At 72.2% G+C, this 17659-nt stretch carries 15 protein-coding genes; 8 read left to right on the top strand and 7 right to left on the bottom strand.

Going from position 1 to position 17659, the window contains the following annotated elements; all coding sequences use genetic code 11:
* Positions 1-131: 131 nt before the first annotated feature.
* Complete coding sequence (locus tag AC0NH5_RS32825; RefSeq protein ID WP_474410813.1) at positions 132-821, bottom strand: class I SAM-dependent methyltransferase; 690 nt, start codon at positions 819-821, stop codon at positions 132-134.
* Positions 818-1861: an alpha/beta hydrolase gene (locus AC0NH5_RS32820; protein WP_474410812.1), complete on the bottom strand. Its 1044-nt coding sequence runs from the start codon at positions 1859-1861 to the stop codon at positions 818-820. The genes AC0NH5_RS32825 and AC0NH5_RS32820 overlap by 4 nt, the downstream gene beginning before the upstream one ends.
* A gap of 96 nt (positions 1862-1957) precedes the next feature.
* Here AC0NH5_RS32820 and AC0NH5_RS32815 point away from each other — a divergent pair, with 96 nt between their 5' ends.
* The 3 genes from AC0NH5_RS32815 to AC0NH5_RS32805 all read left to right on the top strand — a co-directional run bounded on the left by AC0NH5_RS32815 (position 1958) and on the right by AC0NH5_RS32805 (position 7144).
* Positions 1958-2986 carry a LacI family DNA-binding transcriptional regulator gene (locus AC0NH5_RS32815; RefSeq protein ID WP_474410811.1) on the top strand — a complete coding sequence of 343 codons (1029 nt, stop codon included), beginning with the start codon at positions 1958-1960 and terminating at the stop codon, positions 2984-2986.
* Positions 2987-3110: 124 nt separating this feature from the next.
* The gene (locus AC0NH5_RS32810) at positions 3111-4973 is read left to right on the top strand and encodes a ricin-type beta-trefoil lectin domain protein (RefSeq protein WP_474410810.1); all 1863 of its coding nucleotides are present in this window, start codon (positions 3111-3113) and stop codon (positions 4971-4973) included.
* On the top strand, positions 4973-7144 hold the full coding sequence (locus tag AC0NH5_RS32805; protein WP_474410809.1) for a carbohydrate-binding protein: 2172 nt from the start codon (positions 4973-4975) through the stop codon (positions 7142-7144). The genes AC0NH5_RS32810 and AC0NH5_RS32805 overlap by 1 nt, the downstream gene beginning before the upstream one ends.
* Positions 7145-7221: 77 nt before the next feature.
* On the opposite strand, the gene AC0NH5_RS32800 is transcribed toward AC0NH5_RS32805, so the two are convergent.
* On the bottom strand, positions 7222-8223 hold the full coding sequence (locus AC0NH5_RS32800) for a hypothetical protein (RefSeq protein ID WP_474410808.1): 1002 nt from the start codon (positions 8221-8223) through the stop codon (positions 7222-7224).
* A gap of 59 nt (positions 8224-8282) precedes the next feature.
* Between AC0NH5_RS32800 and AC0NH5_RS32795 the strand changes: the two genes are divergently transcribed.
* Entirely contained in the window at positions 8283-8807 is a 525-nt protein-coding gene (locus AC0NH5_RS32795) for an acyl-CoA thioesterase (RefSeq protein ID WP_474410807.1), read from the top strand.
* A 20-nt stretch (positions 8808-8827) separates the two neighbouring features.
* The gene (locus AC0NH5_RS32790) at positions 8828-10783 is read left to right on the top strand and encodes an acetoacetate--CoA ligase (RefSeq protein WP_474410806.1); all 1956 of its coding nucleotides are present in this window, start codon (positions 8828-8830) and stop codon (positions 10781-10783) included.
* On the opposite strand, the gene AC0NH5_RS32785 is transcribed toward AC0NH5_RS32790, so the two are convergent.
* Positions 10766-11494 (bottom strand): TIGR03089 family protein, encoded by a 729-nt coding sequence (locus AC0NH5_RS32785; RefSeq protein WP_474410805.1) that lies wholly within the window; start codon positions 11492-11494, stop codon positions 10766-10768. The genes AC0NH5_RS32790 and AC0NH5_RS32785 overlap by 18 nt on opposite strands.
* Before the next feature lie 189 nt (positions 11495-11683).
* Between AC0NH5_RS32785 and AC0NH5_RS32780 the strand changes: the two genes are divergently transcribed.
* Together AC0NH5_RS32780 and AC0NH5_RS32775 are read left to right on the top strand one after the other, a co-directional pair.
* Complete coding sequence (locus AC0NH5_RS32780) at positions 11684-12829, top strand: glycosyltransferase family 4 protein (RefSeq protein WP_474410804.1); 1146 nt, start codon at positions 11684-11686, stop codon at positions 12827-12829.
* A gap of 22 nt (positions 12830-12851) precedes the next feature.
* Positions 12852-13973 (top strand): mannose-1-phosphate guanylyltransferase, encoded by a 1122-nt coding sequence (locus AC0NH5_RS32775; protein ID WP_474410803.1) that lies wholly within the window; start codon positions 12852-12854, stop codon positions 13971-13973.
* Here AC0NH5_RS32775 and AC0NH5_RS32770 read toward each other — a convergent pair.
* The 3 genes from AC0NH5_RS32770 to cofD are packed head-to-tail and all read right to left on the bottom strand — an operon-like array spanning position 13964 to position 16469.
* A complete protein-coding gene (locus AC0NH5_RS32770; protein ID WP_474410802.1) occupies positions 13964-14524 on the bottom strand; it encodes an NUDIX hydrolase in 561 nt (186 codons plus the stop codon). The genes AC0NH5_RS32775 and AC0NH5_RS32770 overlap by 10 nt on opposite strands.
* Positions 14521-15522: a coenzyme F420-0:L-glutamate ligase gene (locus AC0NH5_RS32765; RefSeq protein WP_474410801.1), complete on the bottom strand. Its 1002-nt coding sequence runs from the start codon at positions 15520-15522 to the stop codon at positions 14521-14523. The genes AC0NH5_RS32770 and AC0NH5_RS32765 overlap by 4 nt, the downstream gene beginning before the upstream one ends.
* On the bottom strand, positions 15519-16469 hold the full coding sequence (gene cofD / locus AC0NH5_RS32760) for a 2-phospho-L-lactate transferase (RefSeq protein ID WP_474410800.1): 951 nt from the start codon (positions 16467-16469) through the stop codon (positions 15519-15521). Before cofD ends, AC0NH5_RS32765 begins: the two co-directional genes overlap by 4 nt.
* A 105-nt stretch (positions 16470-16574) precedes the next feature.
* On the opposite strand from cofD, the gene AC0NH5_RS32755 reads away from it, so the two are divergent.
* A complete protein-coding gene (locus AC0NH5_RS32755) occupies positions 16575-17609 on the top strand; it encodes a hypothetical protein (protein ID WP_474410799.1) in 1035 nt (344 codons plus the stop codon).
* The last annotated feature ends 50 nt before the right edge of the window (positions 17610-17659 follow it).

Raw genomic sequence — 17659 nt, 5'->3', positions numbered from 1 at the left:
CTCACACACGGAGGTCTGTACCGACCCTGCGGCTGGTCCCGAGGGCTGTTTCAGGTCGTTGCAACGGGCCGGTTCCCCGGCAGAGGCCGAGCGCACAGCGGCTCCGGGAGCCGGCCGCCGGAGTCGGGGTGTCAGGGGGCGGCGCAGAAGAGCATCGGGTTGGGTGCGGGGCGGTGGACGACGTCGTCCAGGGCGAGAAGGCGCTTGGCGACGGAGAGTTCGGCGTACTCCTGCGGCGCTGCGGCGGCGGACACGGTGAAGTGCGGGGCGTCGTGCGCGGCGAGCCAGTCGAGCACCACCCGGCCCTCCCGGGACGGGGTGGTCGCGGAGTGGAAGACGTCGTGCACGGCGACCGGGGTGCCGGGGCGCAGCCGGTCCAGCAGGTGGGTGCGGTACCAGCGGGCGAACGGCGCGGTGTGCACCGAGTCGATGAACAGCAGGTCGATGCTGCCGGGATCGAGGTCGCCGGTGGCTCGCACGTCGCACTGGTGGAACCGCCAGCGCCCGGCCGCCAGCGACTCCGGGATCCGGTCGCGGGCGTGACCCGTGGTGTCGTACGTGTCGAGCGTCCCGTGCCCGTTGTCGGCCAGGGCACGCAGCAGCCAGGTGGTCGACCAGCCGTACTCCGCGCCGATCTGCACCACCCGCTGCGGGCGGGCGTCCCGGATCAGCAGGTAACTGATCTCGGTCTCCGCGTCGTCGAGACGCGGCTTGATATTCGGGCCTCCGGTCAGCAGCGCTGCCTGAGCGTGCCGGGCGGCGCGCAGGGCGTCGGCGTGCTTGAAGTAGAGGCCGACGACCGTGTCCATGTCGATGGTCATGCGGCACCTCCGGCCTTCTTAGTTCCCGCGAAACGGCTGCTCATGCCCAGAGTGATCGCCGCCATCGCGCGCAGCGAGGACGTGCCGGGCCGGAAATATCCGTCGTGGCCGGCGGTGTCCGCGCAGGGCAGCGGCAGAGCCCCGAAAGCCGGGTCGATCGGCAGGCGGCCGTGACCGAGTCCGAGGATCTTCACCCCGGGCAGCCGCCGGGTCCAGTCGTCCGGCGCGCTGCCGGCCCAGACCCGGGCGCCGGTGCGCAGCGCAGCCCGGTCCGGCACGCCCATCCCGGGGCTGCCGATCGCCACGATGTCGGTGACCTGGGGCCCGAGGTGGGCGGCGGCGCGGGCGGCGACGATCGACCCGTAGCTGTGGCCGATCAGCGTGATCTGCCGGTCCGGCCGGTCCTGCGACAGGCCGGCGACCAGACGTTCCAGGGCGAGCGCGCCGGACGCGGCCCGGTCCTCGCGCAGGGCCTCCCGTCGTACCCCCTCGGGTGTGTCGTATCCCAGCCAGGCGATCACCGCGACCGGCGCGCCCGGAGCGAGCGACCGGATCTGATCATGTAGTTGCTGTGCCTGCCAGGCCGGCGCCCGGTGGCGCAGCCCGCCGAGGCCGGTGTCGAAGTTCGCCAGGTCGGTCTCGACGCCGGGGATCAGCACCGCCACCCGGGTCGCGGTGGTGAGATCGCCCAGCACCTCGGCGACCAGGCCGTCGCCGCGCCGGTCCAGGGCGAGGAGTTGCCGGCCGGCCCGGGCCGGATCCTGGTTGGCCGCGTAACGCCGGGCCGGCGGCACGCCGTCGAGGTTGCCGACCACCTCCGGATAGCGGCGGGCCAGTTCGTCCGCCTCGGCCGGCGGCAGCTTCGCGAACCAGTCCGCGATCTGGGCGGCGGTGGTGGTGGCGGGGTCGGGCAGCCCGCGGGGGTCGGCGAGCCATTCGGTCTGCCGGGGCAGGGGCGTGGTGGTCGCTCCGGTGGGCCCGAAGAGCCACAGCGCCGGGGCGGTGAGCAGCAGTGCCGAGAGGATCCACAGGCGATTCATGGTCGGTGAAGGTAGGTTCGCGGAATCGTCGGGTTCATCAATCCCGGGAGCGAGAAGACCCCTAGCACCGAGGTATCAGCGTCTATGCTCGCGGCGATGAAACAGGGGGATGAAACAACAGCGCGCCGGGCCACCGTCCGTGACGTGGCCGCGCAGACCGGGCTCTCCATCGCCACGGTCTCCCGGGTGCTGAACGGCCGGTCAAATGTCGCGCCGCACACCCGGGACCGGGTGCTCAGCGCGATGGGCCGGCTCGGCGGGCAGGCGCCGCGGCGGCGCGGCAGCCGGGCCGAGCGGGCCACCGGCGTCTATGTGCGCTGTCCGTACGTGCTGACCGACTACTTCGGACTGATCGTGTCCGCGGTGGCCGAGGCACTCGAGCCGCACGGCCTCGAGGTGGTCCTGAACGCCGGGGTGTCCGCCCAGCGTGACCGGGTGCTGGAGGGCCTGCACACCCGGCGGGACACGGCCGGCGCGGTGCTGATCCTGCCGCCCGAGCCGGGCGCCGAGCTGATCCGGCTGCGGGACCGCGGGTTCCCGTTCGTGGTGGTGGACCCGCGCACCCCGCCGCCGCGCAACATCGCCGCGGTCTCCGCCGCGCACTTCGCCGGCGCCCGCCTGCTCACCGCGCACCTGGTCGAGCTGGGACACCGCCGGATCGGCATCATCGGCGGGCCCCGGGACTGGCTGGCCAGCGAGAACCGGTTCGCCGGCTATCTCTCGCCGCTGGCTGACGCGGGCGTGCTGCAGGCGCCGGAGCTGACCCGGTTCGTGGCCGAGCCCACCACCGAGCTGGGGCACCGGGCCGCGGCCGAGCTGCTCGACCTGCCGGACCGGCCGACCGCGCTGGTCGCCTTCAACGACAAGATGGCGGTGGGCGCGTTGCGCGCGGCGGCCGAGCGGGGCCTGCGGGTCCCCGCGGATCTGTCGGTGGCCGGCTTCGACGACAGCGAGCTGGCGGAGGCATGTCACCCGATGCTGACCACCGTGCGGCAGCCGCTCGGCGAGATGGGGCGGATGGCGGTCAACCTGTTGCTGCGGATGCTCGGCGGGCATCGGCTGGACGCGTTGCACGTGGAGCTCGCCACCGAACTCGTGGCCCGCGACTCCACCGGCCCTGTCTGACGTGTTTCACGGTTCCGGAACCGGAACGATGCTTTCCGGAACCGCATCTCATTGACTGGTCTTAATTGCCGAAGGTTTCCTTCCTGTTACATCGTCCCCCGTTTCGATGCACCAGGAGGTCCCCATGTCCCTCCGCAGGATGCTGCTGGCGGCAGCTCTGGGAGTGTCCGCCGGCACTGTCGCGGCCGCTCCGCCGGCCCTCGCCGCCGGCGAGACCGTCAGCGTCCACCTCACCACCACTTCGGACAGTGGCGGCCGCACCGTCACTCGCGGCCTCCAGCAGCAGCCGAACATCGCCTTCGGGCCGGCCGGTGGCACCGCGAACCAGACCATCACCGTCAACGAGGGCGTGACCTACCAGACCTTCTCCGGTGGTGGCGCGTCGATCACCGACACCACCGCGTACCTGCTGCGGGGCGGCCCGGTCAGCGCGGCCACCCGGGACAGCGTGATGCAGAAGCTGTTCAGCCCCACCCAGGGCATCGGCCTCTCGTTCGTCCGGAACCCGATCGGCGCCTCCGACCTGTCCCGGCCCGGCAACGTGTCGCTCGACGACACCTGCTGCGACCTCGGCGACTTCGGCGCCAACGGGTACGACACCGACGTGCGGCTGCTCACCCAGCAGGCCCGGCAACTGAACCCGGCGCTGCGGGTGAAGGGCGTACCGTGGAGCGCGCCCGGCTGGATGAAGGACAACGGCCGGATGGACCAGATGGGCTGGCTCAAGTGGGAGCACTACCCCACGTACGCCCAGTACCTGGTCAAGTACATCCAGAGCTACCAGGCGGCGGGCGTGCCGGTGAACTACATCTCGGTGCAGAACGAGCCGAACTGCTGCCAGGCGGCGAACCCGGCCGCGATGAACTACCCGGGCATGGCGTGGAACCCGTCCGGCCTGGTCGAGTTCACCAAGAACCACGTGTACCCGGCGTTCCGGGCGGCCGGCATCACCACGAAGGTGATGGTCCACGACTGGAACTACGGCGACTACGCGAACTTCGGCGCGGCCGTCCTCGGTGACGCCGGTGTCCGCAACGACCCGCTCTTCGGCGGCATCGCCTGGCACGGGTACTTCGGCGACCCGGCAGTCGGCAGCCAGGTGCACGCCCAGTACCCGTCGGTGCCCCAGTTCAGCACCGAGCACTCCGGCGGCACCTGGATCGGCAACCAGCACGACGAGGACCTGAACGACATCGTGAACTACGCCCGGAACTGGAGCAGCAGCCTGGTCAAGTGGAGCCTCGCGCTGAACCAGAACATGGGCCCGCACAACGGCGGCTGCGGGACCTGCACCGGCCTGATCACCGTGCAGGAGGGCGGCAGCCGGGCCGGCCAGGTCGATTACACCGTCGAGTACTACACGACCGGTCACCTCACCAAGTTCGTCAAACCGGGCGCGGTGCGGATCGAGTCGAACAACACCGCTGTGCAGAACGTCGCCTGGCGCAACCCGGACGGCTCGAAGGCCCTGATCGCGCACAACGGCGGCACCTCGGCGCAGTCGGTGCGGGTCAACTGGTCCGGACAGTCCTTCGTGTACACCCTGCCGGCCCGCACCACCGCCACCTTCACCTGGTCCGGAACCGGCACCGGGCCGCAGCCGGCCGGCGGCACGATCACCGGGCTGGCCGGCAAGTGCGTGGACGTGGCCGGCGCGGCCACCGCCAACGGCACCCCGATCCAGCTCTACACCTGCAACGGCAGCACCGCCCAGCAGTGGACCCGGGCCGCCGACGGCACGCTGCGGTCGCTCGGCAAGTGCCTGGACATCACCGGGCCCGGCAACGCCGACGGCACGGTCACCCACCTCTGGGACTGCCACACCGGCAGCTCGCAGAAGTGGACGTACGACAGCGCGACCCAGCGCCTGGTGAACCAGTACGCGAACAAGTGCCTCGACGTCACCGGCAACACGTCCGCGGACGGCACGCGGCTGCAGATCTGGACCTGCACCACCGGCGCCAACCAGAAGTGGGTGCTCAACTGATGCTGTTCAAGTCACTCGTCGTGGCCTCGGTCGCGGCAGCCTCCCTGACCGGCCTGCCGGCGCACGGCACCCGGGTCGAGGGCACCTATTCGACGGCCTCCGTGCACTGGGGTGCGCTGCCGGACGCGCGCTGGACCCGGGGCGACAAGCCGGCCGACACGACCGTGGTCATCGACCCGGCCCGGACCCGGCAGGAGTACACCGGCATCGGCTTCTCGATCGACGAGACCAGCGTCTCCAACCTGTGGAAGCTCACCCCGGCCGAACGCGAGCGGGCGATCCGGTTGCTCGCCGACCCGCGCACCGGGGCCGGACTCGACCGGTTCCGGCTGACCATCGGCAGCCCCGACCTGATCGAGCACCGGCCGTTCTGGTCCTACGACGAGCTGCCCGCGGGCGTCACCGAGGACTGGGATCTCCGGTACTTCTCCATCCAGCGCGACATCGACCTGCACATGGTCGAGACGGTCAAGCTGATCCAGAAGTACAACCCGAAGGCCACCTTCCTGGCCTCGGCGTGGAGCGCGCCGGCCTGGATGAAGACCAACAACCGCTTCCTCGGCGAGGTGGCCCTCAAGCCGGGCAGCACCACCGAGTACTACCAGGTGGGGAAGCTGCGGGACGACTGCATCGAGGTGTTCGCGCGGTACTACGTGAAGTACCTCCAGGCGTACGCGCGGCACGGCATCAGGATCGACGCGATCACGATGCTCAACGAGCCCGGCATGGACGTCGTCTACCCGGCCATGGACATCACCGTGGAGCAGCAGAAGAAGCTGGCCGTGGCGATCAAGCGGGAGTTCCGGAAGGCGGGGCTGCGCACCGGCCTCTACGTGCACGATTTCAACTTCTGGGACTGGCGGGACCCGAACAGCACCGCTACCAAGAACTATCACCGGATCTTCGAGGACCCGGCCACCCTCCGCGCCTCCGACGGGATCGCGTTCCACCCGTACTGGGGTGACCCGGCGGTGATGCGGGAGGCGTACGAGGAGTTCGGCAAGCCGGTGCACCTCACCGAGACCAGCGACCTGTCACCGGCGACCGTGCTGGCCGACCTCCGCCTGGACGCCGGCTCCTACATCCTCTGGGCGCAGGCCACCGACCAGGACGGCGGAACCCTGCACTGGACCGACAAGCGGGACAACGACGTGGACTGGGACGAGGTCGCCCGCACCAGCAAGTGGCCGAACCGTCTGGTCAAGGTGGACACCACGACCCGGACCTTCACGGTGCGGGACGAGCTTTACCAGCTGGGACAGTTCGCCCGGTACCTGCGGCCGGGGCACGTGCGGGTGCAGTCCAGCGGGACCGGGGACGGGATCAGCAACGTGGCGTTCCGGGACGGGAACGACCATGTCGCGGTGCTCAGGAACGCCAACGCGGTGGACACGTCGGTCGAGGTGGTGATCGGCGGGCGGTCCTTCGTGACGACGGTGCCGGCTCACGCGTACGCCACCTATCGGTGGACCGACGACAAGCGCCCGTCGCGGCACAACCGTGCGCCGGTCCTGGCCGGCGTGCCCGGCGTGGTGGCCGACCAGTACACCACCGTGACCCTCCCGCTGCGGGCCGGCGACCGGGACGGCGACCGGCTCTCCTACTACGCCACCGACCTGCCCGCCGGGGTGCGGCTCGATGCGAAAACCGGTGTCCTCACGCTCACACCGACGGCTGCGGGCGAGATCGACCTCACGGTCGCGGTCACCGACGGGCGGCGGTACGACGAGACGACCGTCCACGTGACAGTCCGCCCCAAGGGCGCACCCGCCGGCGTGACGGTCGAGGCCGAGGGCTACGCGGAGCAGCACGGCTGGACCGAGGGCGGGGCCACCTTCATCGAGACCAACGCCGCGGCCAGTGGCGGGCGCAACGTCGGCTGGACGGCGGCCGGCAACTGGCTCGCCTACCGGTTCGACCCGGCCGAGTCCGGCACCCATCAGCTGGAACTCGGGGTCGCGACCGGTCTCGGGGCCGAGGTGCCGCAGGCGATCTCGATCCGGGACGCGGCCGGGCAGGTGCTCGCCACGGTCACGGTCCCGGACACCGGCGGCTGGGGGACGTACCAGCCGGTGCGGGTTCCGGTCACGCTGTCCAGTGGAGATCAACTCCTCACCGTCTACTGTGAGGCGGGAGGGTTCAATCTGGATTACCTCCGGCTGACTAGGTAGGGGCTCTGGTCAGCCGCTCGACTGCCGGAGGCGGGCCACAAGCCCGGCCTCCGGCAGTTCTGTGTCCGCCCTCGGAGTCAGTCCTTGGCGGGTACGGCCAGCGCCTCGGTCTTGTCGTCGGCGAGCTGGTGGGTCTCCTCGTCAGCCGCGGTGACCTTCAGCTCCGGAGTCTTCCCGGTGGGGAGAACAGTCGTCGGCTCGGACTCCGGCTCGGGCTTCGCAATCTTCTTCGCCGCCGGGACGGCGAGCACAGTGGTGGGCTCGGCGGCTGCCTCGGCCGGCGCGGCGGGGAGGGTCACGGTGGGCTCGGCGGGTGCGGCGGATGCGGCGGGTGCGGCCGGGACAGCGGGCAGGGCCACGGTCCGGTCGGCAGCCGGCACCGGGACAGCCGGGGGCATCGCCACGGTGCGGTCGGCGGCATCCGCCGGGGTGGCCGGTGGAATGGCGATCGTGGGGTCAGCCGGGACGGCCGGCGGGATGGCGACCGTGCGGTCCGCGGGGACGGCCGGCGGGATGGCGACCGTGCGGTCCGCTGCCGCGCCGTTCATCGGGACGGTCAGGTCGGCCGCCCGGCTCGCGCCGGTGCGCAGGACCGTCGTCTCGGCGATCGACGCCGGGATCCCGGCCACCTTCGCCGAGCCGCGGAACCGGATCTCTCCGATGATCGGCAGGACCGGCGGCTCGTACCGGGCCCAGCGGCGGGCGCTCAGCGCCGTGCCGAGCAGCGGGATGGCGAGCAGCGCGGCGAGTCCGTACCCGGGCCGGCTCAGGTCGAAGCCCTCCTTGGCCACCTCCGGCGCCCACAGTGCGGCGTACGCCTGCGGGGAGTTCCACGCCCAGATCGTCACGCCCAGATAGGCGGCGCCGGCGAGGACCGGGCCGGCCGGGGACACCGGGGCGAACGCGAGGATCGCGAACAGGATGCCGGCGAAGATCAGCAGCAGCAGGCCGGTGATCGACTCGGCGGCGAACAGCTCCCGGCCGCGGCTGGACAGATCGTGGGTGAAGCCCACTCCGGCGAGCACCCAGACGGACGGGGCCAGCACGAGCGCATAGAGGATGGACCTGAGGTGACGCATGATCCGGCACGCTACCCGGCCCGGGCAATGGCGCCGAACGACGTCGTAACGTACCCGCCATGGAAGAACAGCAAGCCGGACGTCCCATCTCGCACTCCAGGGTCACGCTGAGCCGGATCATGACCGCGGTCGACGTGAACCTCTACGGGACGGTGCACGGCGGCGTGCTGATGAAGTTCGTGGACGACGTGGCCGGGGCGGCGGCAGCCCGGCACAGCGGCGGCACCGCCGTCACGGCCGCGATCGACGAGATCGTGTTCCTGGAGCCGGTGCGGGTGGGTGACCTGGTGCACGCGTACGCCCAGGTCAACTGGACCGGCATCAGCTCGATGGAGGTCGGTGTGAAGCTGGCCGCCGAGCGCTGGGACGAGGTCGGCGCCACCCCGATCCCGGTGGCGACGGCCTATCTGGTGTTCGTGGCGGTGGACGTGGCCGGCCATCCGCGCCGGGTGCCGCCGGTGCTGCCCGAGGACGTCGCCGATCAGCGGCGGTTCAACGAGGCGCTGATCCGCCGGGATCACCGGCTGGCGCGCCGCCGGGCGATTCAGAAAGCACGTGCCGAAGACCATCCGGCGGCCGACTGATCGACCGTTAGGGTGTGGTGATGACGACAGGAGAGGTGACGGCGGGCACAGTCCTCCGGGAGCCCGCGGCGGACGCCCGGGAGACCACCCGGATCGGCCACTATCTGACGTGGCTGGAGCGCGAGCGCGGGCTGACGTTCGGCGACTACGCGGCGCTGTGGGAGTGGTCGGTCACCGACCTGTCCGGCTTCTGGCAGTCGATCTGGGACCACTTCGGTGTGGTGGCGCACGAGCAGCCGACGGCCGTGCTGGGCGACGCGACCATGCCGGGCGCGACCTGGTTCCCGGGCGCGACGCTGAACTATGCCGAGAACGTGCTGCGGATGCCCGGGCGCGGAGCTGACGAGACCGTCGTTCTCGCGTACTCCCAGAGTCGTGAGCCGATCCGGCTGACCGCCGCGCAGCTGCGCGATCAGGTCCGCCGGGTCCGTGCCGGGCTGCGGGCCCGGGGCGTCGGCAAGGGTGACCGGGTCGCGGCCTACGCCCCGAACATCCCGGAGACCTATGTGCTGATGCTCGCGACCGCGAGCCTCGGCGCGATCTTCTCGTCCTGCGCGCCGGAGTTCGGCGCCCGCAGCGTCATCGACCGCTGGAGCCAGATCGAGCCGAAGGTGCTGGTGGCCACCGACGGCTACCGCTACGGCGACAAGCCGATCGACCGTGGCGCGGAGATCGCCGCGATCACGGCGGCGATCCCGTCGATCGAGCACGTCGTCACGATCGGCTATCTGCACGGTGGTGGCGACTGGCACGAGCTGGACGGCGACGAGCCGCTCACCTTCGAGCCGGTCCCGTTCGGCCACCCGCTCTACGTGCTCTACAGCTCCGGCACGACGGGACTGCCCAAGCCGATCGTTCACGGACACGGCGGCATCCTGTTGGAGCACCTCAAGATCCTGGCGCTGCACCACGACCTGGGCCCGGCCGACCGCTTCCTGTGGTTCACCACCACCGGCTGGATGATGTGGAACTACCTGGCCAGCGGCCCGGCCGTCGGCGCTTCCACAGTGCTGTTCGACGGGCACCCCGGCTGGCCGTCGCTGTCCGCGCTGTGGGACCTGGTGGACACCGCGGGAGTGACCTATTTCGGCACTTCAGCGCCGTTCCTGATGGCCTGTCGCAAGGCCGGCCTGGTGCCCGCCAAGACGCTGAAAGGCGTCGGCTCCACCGGCGCGCCGCTGCCGCCGGAGGGCTTCGCCTGGGTCTACGAGGCGGTCGGCCGGGATCTCGCGCTGCACTCGCTCTCCGGGGGCACCGACGTCTGCACCGGCTTCGTCGGCGGATCGCCGCTGCATCCGGTGCGGGCCGGGGTGATCGCCTGCCGCGCCCTCGGCGCGCGGGTCGAGGCCTTCGACGGCGCCGGCAAACCGGTGGTCGGGGAACTGGGCGAGCTGGTGATCACCGCGCCGATGCCCAGCATGCCGGTCGGCTTCTGGAACGACCCGGACGGCAGCCGGTACCGCGAGGCGTACTTCGACGTCTTCCCGGGCGTCTGGCGGCACGGCGACTGGATCACCATCGGCGAGGACGGCTCCTGTGTGATCACCGGGCGCTCGGACGCCACGCTCAACCGGGGCGGCGTGCGGCTCGGCACGGCCGAGTTCTACTCGGTCGTGGAGAGCCTGCCGGAGGTGGCCGACTCGCTGGTCGTCCACCTCGACAAACCCGGCGACCCCAACGGCGAGCTGCTGCTGTTCGTGGTGCCGGCCGAGGGCGCGTCGCTGGACGACGCGCTGCGCGGCCGGATCGCACGTGAGCTGCGTGCCGCGCTCTCCCCACGGCATGTTCCCGACGCCGCCTATCAGGTACGCGCGGTGCCGCGCACGCTGTCCGGCAAGAAGCTGGAGGTGCCGGTGAAACGGATCCTCACCGGCACCCCGGTGGAGTCGGCGGCGGCCAAGGGCGCGCTGGCCAACCCGGAGTCGCTGGAAGGCTTCGCCGAGCTGGCCCGCACCCGCTCAGACCAGGGTCACTGAGACCTTCTCGGTGCCGGCGCGCGACTCCAGCTTTGCCCGGTCCAGATTGGCGCAGAGGACCACGGACGCGCCGGCCACCAGCGGGGCGAGCAGCCAGTCCGCGAGACGCGGGTGGGCGGCGGTGTCGATCAGCACCCGGTCGCCGGCGCCGACGCCCAGCTCGGCGGCCCGCTCCCGGGCCGCCTCGACCGCCTCGGCGTGGCTCAGCTCGTACGGCCCGGCGACGGCCAGGTCGGCGGGGGAGACCGGCGCGCCCCGGTAGTGGTCGCCGTGGTTGCGGACCTCGGTCACGTAGTCGGCGTACCCGTCGGGGAGGGTGCGCAGCGGCATCGCCAGCGGGAGCAGGCCGGTGGCGTACCGGTCCGGGGTGGCCCAGCCCGCCGCCGCGTCGACGCGGTCCGGGGTGGTGAAGAGCGCCTCGACCGGTTGAGCGGCGTCGTCGCCCAGATCGGCGGCCACCCCGGCGGCCGCCGCACCGAGGAAGAGGGCCGCGGTCTGCCAGTGCGGCGGCAGCAGCAGTGCCACTGTGTCGCCCGGCCCCAGGCCGACACCGTCGATCAGCAGGTTCGCGGTCTTGGAGACCCAGTTGTCCAGGGTCGCCCCGGACAGTTCGGTGCGGTCGCCGGTGGCGTCGTCGTACCAGGTGAGCAGGGGCGCGGCCGGGTCACGGCGGACCGCCTCCGCGAACGCCTTCGGGATCGTGTTCGTCACCGTCCTCACGATAGATGGATCACTGTCCGTGAGCGGTTCGGAGCGCCGTCGGGGCGCCGTCGGCGTGCCGGTGTCGCGGTCCCTCTCCGACAGGCTTCCAGGCGTACCCTCGACAGTGACGTTGGCGACCCGCAACGTCCTCAGTCCCACCGCAGCTTCGGTACGTCAGAGACGCCAAGGAGATGCCTCGTGACCCCCGGTCGCCCCCCGCGAGTGCTGGTCGACGCCACAAGTGTCCCCGCCGACAGAGGCGGTGTCGGCAGATACGTCGACGGCCTGCTCGGAGCCCTCGGACAGTTCAGTCCCGACCGCGTCCAGCTCGTCGTCGTGGCACAGCGTTCGGACGCGGAGCGTTACCGCCGCATCCTCCCCGACGCCGAGGTGATCCCCGGCCCGGCGGCGATCGCGCACCGCCCGGCCCGCCTGGCCTGGGAGCAGACCGGCCTGCCGCTGCTCGCCCAGCAGATGGGCGTGCAGGTGCTGCACTCGCCGTTCTACACGTGCCCGTTGCGGGCCGGCTGCCCGGTCACCGTCACGGTGCACGACGCGACGTTCTTCACCGAGCCGGAGCACTACGACAACACCAAGCGGACGTTCTTCCGCAGCGCGATCAAGACGTCGCTGCGCCGGGCGGCCCGGGTGATCGTGCCCAGCAAGGCGACCCGGGACGAGCTGATCCGCCTGCTCGACGCCGACCCGACCCGGATCGACGTGGCGTACCACGGGGTCGACCAGTCCGCGTTCCACATGCCCAGCGAGGGCGAGAAGGCCCGGGTCCGGGCGCGTCTGGGGCTCAGCGACTCGGGATACGTCGCGTTCCTCGGCGCCAAGGAGCCCCGCAAGAACGTGCCGAACCTGATCCGGGGCTGGGCCCGCGCGGTCGCCGACTGGCCGAACCCGCCGGCCCTGGTCCTCGCCGGCGGCCAGGGGCACGACGACGACATCGACCGGGCCGTCGCCGAGGTGCCCTCGCATCTGCGGCTGCTGCGCCCCGGCTACCTGCGCTACGCGGATCTGCCCGGCTTCCTCGGTGGCGCGCTGGTGGCCTGCTACCCGTCCTTCGGCGAGGGCTTCGGCCTGCCGATCCTGGAGGCGATGGCCTGCGGCGCCCCGGTCCTCACCACCCCGCGGCTCTCGCTGCCCGAGGTCGGCGGCGACGCGGTGGCGTACACCACCGAGGCGCCCGAGCGGATCGCCGAGGACCTGGCCGACCTCCTGCACGACGCCCGGCGCCGCGAGACGCTCGCCAAGGCCGGTTTCGACCGGGCCAAGGAGTTCACCTGGCAGTCCAGCGCGGAGGTGCATGTGACGACGTGGAACCGGGTCGCTGCCTGATCCTGAACTAAACTTTCCGCACATGAGCGACGAACAGGCTGTGCTGTACGGGGTGGTACTGGCCGGGGGCACCGGAACCCGCCTCTGGCCACTGTCACGCGCCGGTCATCCCAAGTTTCTGCATCAACTGACCGGTACCGAAGCCTCCCTGTTGCAGGCCACGGTGGACCGGCTGGACAAGCTGGCCTCCCCCGAACGGACCTTTGTGGTGACCGGCGTGGCCCACGCCGCAGCGGTGTCCCGGCAGCTCACCGCCGTGCCGGCCGACAACGTCCTGATCGAGCCGTCGCCGCGCGACTCGTGCGCCGCGATCGCGCTGGCCGCCGCGGTCATCGCCCGGCGCGACCCGGAAGCCGTCATGGGCGCGTTCGCCTCCGACCACCTGGTCGCCGACAAGGCCCAGTTCGCCGACGTGATCCGCAAGGCGGTCGTCGGTGCGCAGCAGGGCCTGTTGATGACTCTCGGTATCACCCCGACCCGCCCCGAGACGGGGTACGGCTACCTCCAGTGCGGCGGCGAGGCCGGCGAGGGCGGGGTCCTGAAGGTCGAGGAGTTCAAGGAGAAGCCGACGTTCGAGGTGGCCGAGAGCTACGTCAAGTCCGGCAACTACCTGTGGAACGCCGGCATGTTCGTCTGGCGGGTCGACGCGTTCCTGGCCGAGCTGTCCCGGCAGCAGCCGCAGCTGGCGGCCGGGGTCAACCGGATCGCGAAGGACTGGGACACGGCCGGCCGCGAGGAGGTGCTCGGCGAGGTCTGGCCGACGCTGCCGCGGATCTCGGTGGACTACGCGGTCATGGAAGGCGCGGCCGCGGTCGGCCGGGTCGGCACCGTCCCGGGCGACTTCGGCTGGAACGACGTCGGCGACTTCCACACCCTCGGCGAGGTGCTCACCGCGGATCCGGCCGGCAACGTGGTGGTCGGGCGGGCCGGCGACGACATCGAGCGGCCGACCGTGCTGCTGCGCGACTCGGAGAGCCTGGTCGTGCTGCCGAACTCGGGCCGGCTGGTGGCGGCCCTGGGCGTCCGCGATCTGATCATCGTGGACACCCCGGACGCGGTCCTGGTCTGCCCGCGGGAGCGCGCGCAGGAGGTCAAGCACCTGGTCGACGAGCTCAAGGAGCTCGGCCACCACGGTTACATCTGATTCCTGGCCAGGGCCGGCGCGATCTGCCGCACGGTCCCTGCGGCCAGCGGGGCGGGCAGGTCGTCCGCGGTGAACCAGCCCAGGTCGGCGGACTCGTCGCTGATCCGCTCCACGGCGCCGGCCGGGCTGCGCACCAGGAACCGGACGTCGAAGTGCACCGAGGGCTCCGCCGGCGCGCCGTCAGCCGCCCCGCACCGGACCTCGTGGACGTCCACGTCGATCGGGTCCGGGTCCACGGTCAGCCCGGCCATCCCGGACTCCTCGGTGGCCTCGCGCAGGGCGGCGGCGGCCAGCGTGGTGTCACCGGGCTCGCAGTGCCCGCCGAGCTGCATCCACATGCCGAGCCGGCCGTGCAGGCAGAGCAGGACCCGGCCGGCCTCGTCGACGACCAGGGCGCTGGCCGTGACGTGACCGGCCCGGTGCGCCCGGGTCATCGCGGCCGGGCCGTCGGCCAGCAGGTCGAGGGTGCGCTTGCGGGCCAGGTCGGCCTCCTCCGAGGTGGCCGTCCAACCGGCCAGGACGCGGACGGCGTCCTGATAGAGGGCGCTCATCCGGCGAACCTCAGCGTCACACCGTGCTCGTCGATCTCGGCCGTGGTGGCGATGTCCTCGGCGGCCAGGGCCGCCCGCAGCCGGTGCGCGTCGGAGCCCAGCCGGATCAGGGCGGCCGGGCCGTCCGCGCCCGGGGTCAGCCGGATGCCGTCGGTACGCATCTCCAGGAGGGCGTCGAGCAGGCCTTCCACCACGCCGAGAGCACGGCCGACCGCCGCCGGGGTGGCTGTGCTGCCCGAGGTGGTCCCGGCCAGCCGGGCGGCGTCGCGCCGGCCCTCGGCGCGCGCCTCCGCGGTGCCCAGGCTGAACATGTCGCTCTCGGCGTCGCGGATCAGCACGGCGGCGCCGGATCCCGCACCCGATCGCGGATAGCCGCGCACCACCGCCACCGGCACCCGGTCACGCTTGCCCTTCACCAGCTCGGCGGCGGCGGAGAGCTCGTCGACCACCGCCATCTGGGTGAGGCTCAGCTCGTTGCCGTACGGGTCGATCTCGCCCCGGTGGTCGCGCAGCGCCTCGATGCCGGCCGCGCCCAGGGCCACGTCGGTCAGCCCGTTGCGCCACGCCCGGCCCATCGTGTCCGAGACGATCACGGCCACGTCCAGACCGCGGCGCCGGAACCCGTCACGCAGCGCGCGGGCCGAGCCGTCCGGGTCGGCCGGGAGCAGCACCAGGTGCGTCTTGTCGACGTTCGAGGCGTCGATGCCGGCGGCGGCCATCACAAAGCCGTGGTGGGTCTGCACGATCGTGGTGGCGCCCCGGCGGGCCACCACCCGGGCGGTCTCGCCGGCCAGCGCCCGCTGCCGGGCGTCCTCCCGCTCCTGCCCGTCGGCCGGCACCTCGACGAGCCGGCCCTCGGCCTTGGAAACGATCTTGCTGGTCACCACGAGCACGTCGTCGTCGGCCAGCCACGGCGCGGCGCTCATGATCGTCTCGACCAGGTCGTCGCCGGCGACGACCTCGCCGATGCCGTGCACCGGGAGGATCTCCAGGCTCATCGGGCCAGCTCCAGCGCCGCGGCGACCATCCGGGCGGTGGCCTGCTCGTCGGTCATCCAGAGCGGCACGGCCCTGGTGCGCACGCCGGTGATCTCGGTGCCCGCGTCCGACTCGTCGACCAGCCAGCCGTCCAGCAGCCCGCCCTCGGCCCGGGGGCCGTACATCCGGCCCACGCCGGCCGCGGTGACCTCGACATCGAGCGTGGCCAGGCACTTGTCGGCCATACCGCGCACCGCCGCACCGCCGATGATGGGCGACACCCCGATCACCGGCGCCGGGCCGTCCGCCACAGCGTCCTTCAGCTGAGGTACGGCCAGAATCGGCGCGATGCTGACCACCGGATTGCTCGGGGCGACCAGGATCACGTCGGCGCCCGCGATCGCGTCCAGGACACCGGCGGCCGGCTTCGCCGCGTCGGCCCCGCGGAAGACGAAGTTGTGCGTCGGCACCTCACCGCGGTACCGCACCCACCACTCCTGGAAGTGGATCGCCTTGCGTTCGCCCTCCACATCGGCGACCACGTGCGTCTCCAGCCGGTCGTCGGTGGCGGGCAGCATCGTGATGCCGGGCTGCCAGCGCTCGCAGAGGGCGGCGGTGACCGCGGACAGCGGGTAACCGGCGTTGAGCATCGTGGTTCGTACCAGATGGGTCGCGGTGTCCTTGTCGCCCAGCCCGAACCAGGACGGCTCCACGCCGTACTTCGCCAGCTCCTCCTTGACCACCCAGCTCTCGCCGACCCGGCCCCAGCCGCGCACCGGGTCGGCCGCGCCGCCCAGCGTGTACATGACGCTGTCCAGGTCGGGACAGATCTGCAGGCCGTGCATGCGCACGTCGTCGCCGACGTTGACCACCGCGGTGACTTCCGCTCCGACGGCGCGGGCGTGCGCGCGCACGCCGAGGAGGAACCGGGCGCCGCCGATTCCCCCGGTAAGGACCACGATCCGCATCCCCTCATCCTCGCGCACCCGCGTCACGCCGGCGGGTTGCGGGTCTCGGTTTACGCTGTGCGGACCTCGACGGGCCCATCTCGATCACCGCACCGGGAGCACAACGTGACCACTCCACCGCAGCCCACGCCGACCGGCGAGAAGCCGATCGGGCAGTTCCTCCGGCCGCTGCGCGACCTCGCCGTGTACGCCTTGATCGGGCTGCCGGCCGTGCTGCTCTTCGTCGCCGTCATCGATCTGTTCGGCACCGAGCTGATCGCGCGCACCCGGTACAGCTTCGCGAGCTTCGTGAACCTGGTGACGATCTTCTTCCCGCTGGCGGCCGTACTGCTGGCCCTCGGCGTGAAGCCGGCGCACCCGAAGTCGCGCCTGATCGTGCTGACCGCCCTGATCGAGTACGGGGTCGCGGCCTTCTTCGGCCTGATCTTCGGGGTGCTCTTCGGGATCAGCGGCATCGCCTCGGACGACCCGGGCGGGGCCTTCACCGAGCTGCTGGCCCGGATCACGTGGCTCGCCGTGTTCGGTCTGGCCGGGTACGCGATCGTGCAGATCTGGCGGGGCCTGTTCTCGGCGCCCAAACCGCCGCCCGGTGTCTACGGCCAGCCGCAGTACGGGCAGCAGCCGTACGGACAGCAGCCGCCGTTCGGGCAGCCTCCGTTCGCCCAGCAGCCGCCGTTCGGGCAGCCTCCGTTCGGGCAGCCGCAGCCCGGGCCGCAGTACGGGCAGCCGTACGGCCAGCAGCCGCCGCCGGGACAGCCGCCGTTCGCTGCGCCGCAGCCCCCGTTCGCCGCGCCGCAGCCCCCGTTCGCCGCGCCGCAGCCTCCGTTCGGGGCGCCGCAGCCGGGACACCCGGCTCCGGTCTACGGCCAGCCCGTCCCGTCGGCCCCGCCCGCTCAGCCTGCCGGGCAGCCGGCCTGGAACCAGCCGGCGGTGCCCGCCCCGCCGGTCGGCGCGCAGCCGCCCACCTCGGGTGCTCCGGCCCCCGGCTCGCCGGCCCCGGCCGCGCCGGGCTCGCCGGTCGCCGCCGCGCCGTACTCCGAGCCGACCCAGGTCGTGCCGCAGGCCGAGGACCGCACCGCGACGCTCCCCGACGACCGGCCCGGCTTCGGCCCGGCCGGCCAGGACCCGCCCCGGCAGTGATCTCACGCCGGTGATTCGATGCCGGGCACGGGCAGCGTGTCCCACGACAC

The sequence above is a fragment of the Actinoplanes sp. 13 genome, from assembly GCF_056134165.1.
Note: the sequence above shows the minus strand (reverse complement) of the source record. Positions and strands in the feature narration are given on the sequence as shown.